This window comes from Gelidibacter japonicus (assembly GCF_010725055.1).
Classification (GTDB): domain Bacteria; phylum Bacteroidota; class Bacteroidia; order Flavobacteriales; family Flavobacteriaceae; genus Gelidibacter; species Gelidibacter japonicus.
Genome location: NZ_BJKB01000047.1, coordinates 1 through 2,363, shown reverse-complemented (window position 1 = coordinate 2,363; position 2,363 = coordinate 1). Strand labels below are relative to the sequence as shown.

The following is a 2,363-nucleotide window of genomic DNA, read 5'->3' as shown; positions in this document are numbered from 1 at the left end:
ACGATTTGCCAACTTGAGAGAGGATGAGCTTATATTTGTGGATTAAATTAGAAGAGCCGTATGATGGGAGACTATCACGTACGGTTCTGTGAGAGGGAAAGGGTGAAACTCCCTTTTCCTACTCGACTACTTGACCGTTATGCGGCACTCTAAGAAACACCGTGCATAGATGAACTATCAGACATATAAACCACATAAAGACTTAGAATCCATAGTCAAATTTTATTGGACTATGGAAGTGCCATTTGACCCAAAAAATCAAAAACAAAAAATCGTACCAGACGGCTGCATAGAAATGACTTTCAATTTTGGCGACAAGATTAAAAGATACATTTCAGAAACTGACTTTATTCTTCATCCCAATGCAATGGTAATGGGACAGAGAACTAAATCATTTGACATTTTGCCAGTTGGTAATGTTGACACTTTCGCAATCTGTTTCTATCCTATCGGCTTTGCAAACTTTGTGAAAACGCCTCTTGAAAACTTGGTTGACAAAGAAACGCCCATTTCAGAACTTTTCGGACAAGCAGAAGCCTATGAATTAGAGCAACAAATGATTCAAGCTATTAATACCCGACAGAGAATTGAAATTGTTGAAACCTTTCTATTAAAAATACTTAGCGAAAAGAATACGATAAGTAACATCGTAAAAACAACCGTTGAAGCTCTTCTCAAAACGAATGGAACAACACCCATAAATGTTCTTTTGAATGATGACATTTCAAAAAGAAGACAGCTTGAAAGACATTTTAAAAAACAAATTGGCATTAGTCCAAAACAGTTAGGCAAAGCTATTCGACTGCAAACAACTTTAAACTTGTTGCTCAATAAAAAATCAGAAACTTTGACAGAAATTGCTTACGAAAGTGACTATTTCGACCAAAACCATTTTATAAAAGATTTTAAAGACCTTGTTGGAGTTACACCAAAGGAATTTTTAGCCAATGAGCATATGGCTCTATCTGCACTTTTCTACAAATAAATTTGTAGTGTCGCATTTCTACTATTTCAGGAGTTCCAAACATTTTAACTTTGCACCAAAACCATAAGATGAAAAGAACGATAATAAGTGCAATAGTGCTAATCGCAATCGGTTTTTCGGCTTGTACGGACACAAAGACCGAAGAAGAAAAAACAGAAAATATTCAAACTCAAAAAACAAATAATATGAACAACTTAATTTCAATTGTCGAAATTCCGACAACTGACTTCGCAAGAGCGTTAAAATTTTATCAAACCATTTTAGGTGTTACCATAGAAGAAGTTGATATGGACGGAATGCTAATGGGCGTTTTACCAAGTGATGGCGAAACCGTAAATGTGGTTTTAGTAAATGGCAACGACTACAAACCGACAACTGACGGAGCGGTACTTTACCTAAACGCAGGTAACGACCTACAACCAATGCTTGACAAAGTAGAACAAAATGGTGGACAGGTAATCTTACCGAAAACCGAAATTAGCCCTGAAATGGGTTTCTTTGCTCTATTCATTGACACCGAAGGAAATAAATTAGGACTGCATTCGAGCAACTAAAGGACAACGAACAAAAAAAAGAGCGACCGCATAACACGGGTTTTGCGTAATGGGGGCTGACGTGCTTAATTGAACGTCAGTTCTTTTTATTTACCTTTGTGCAAGGTTGAAAGGTAGTGCTTCTAAAGCCCCCACTACGCAAAGCCCGAAACCGTTAGCGGTAATTTTACAAAACGACACTGAATGAAAATGAAATCAAAATTGACCTATAAAACATAAAAAAATTGCAGGAAAAAATAGTTAAACCATTATTTTTTTTCTGACAATATAACTATAAATTGGACTGACAAAAACAAAATGAAAACATATAAAATTCTTAAAGAATACAAGACACAATATGAAAATCCAATTGTTTTAAATGTTGGAGAAAAAGTTATCTTAGGAGAAGAAGAAAAGGAAGAAAAATGGAAAGGTTGGATTTGGGCGGAAAGTAAAATCAATAAAGGTTGGATTCCTATACAAATACTTGAAATCTCTGACGACAAAAAAACAGGAACAATATTGGAATTTTATTCAGCAAAGGAATTGAACGTGGACAAAGACGACTTAGTTGAAAAAAATAAAATCTTTGAATGGTTGGACTTGGTCGAGAAATTTAAGAACAGAAAATGAAGGTTGGATACCCGATGAAATTATTGAATAAAAACTACCGCTAATAACTAAGTATTCGGCTCGCCGATAGGCCAGAGCTGAATACTGTGTGTGCGCCTAGCATGATCGATAACTATAGGGTGCAAGTCCCGAACACGCCCAAGCAGTGGGAAGTGTTAGCTTAAGGTAAGGGTGTCCATCGCGAGGTGGAATCTGAAGGAAACTGGCGGCAA

At 36.4% G+C, this 2,363-nt stretch carries 3 protein-coding genes; all 3 read left to right on the top strand.

The features are described from left to right. Window positions 1–169 precede the first annotated feature (169 nt). Window positions 170–985, top strand: a complete 816-nt coding sequence (locus tag G6N06_RS19585; protein ID WP_163518386.1) for an AraC family transcriptional regulator — start codon at window positions 170–172, stop codon at window positions 983–985. A 68-nt stretch (window positions 986–1,053) separates the two neighbouring features. Beyond that, window positions 1,054–1,539, top strand: a complete 486-nt coding sequence (locus G6N06_RS19580; RefSeq protein WP_163518385.1) for a VOC family protein — start codon at window positions 1,054–1,056, stop codon at window positions 1,537–1,539. Between the two features lie 297 nt (window positions 1,540–1,836). Further along, complete coding sequence (locus G6N06_RS19575; RefSeq protein ID WP_205334813.1) at window positions 1,837–2,151, top strand: SH3 domain-containing protein; 315 nt, start codon at window positions 1,837–1,839, stop codon at window positions 2,149–2,151. The last annotated feature ends 212 nt before the right edge of the window (window positions 2,152–2,363 follow it).

Coding starts and splice junctions, on each gene's coding strand:
- G6N06_RS19585 (WP_163518386.1), top strand. CDS start 170: ATGAACTATCAGACATATAAACCACATAAAGACTTAGAATCCATAGTC.
- G6N06_RS19580 (WP_163518385.1), top strand. CDS start 1,054: ATGAAAAGAACGATAATAAGTGCAATAGTGCTAATCGCAATCGGTTTT.
- G6N06_RS19575 (WP_205334813.1), top strand. CDS start 1,837: ATGAAAACATATAAAATTCTTAAAGAATACAAGACACAATATGAAAAT.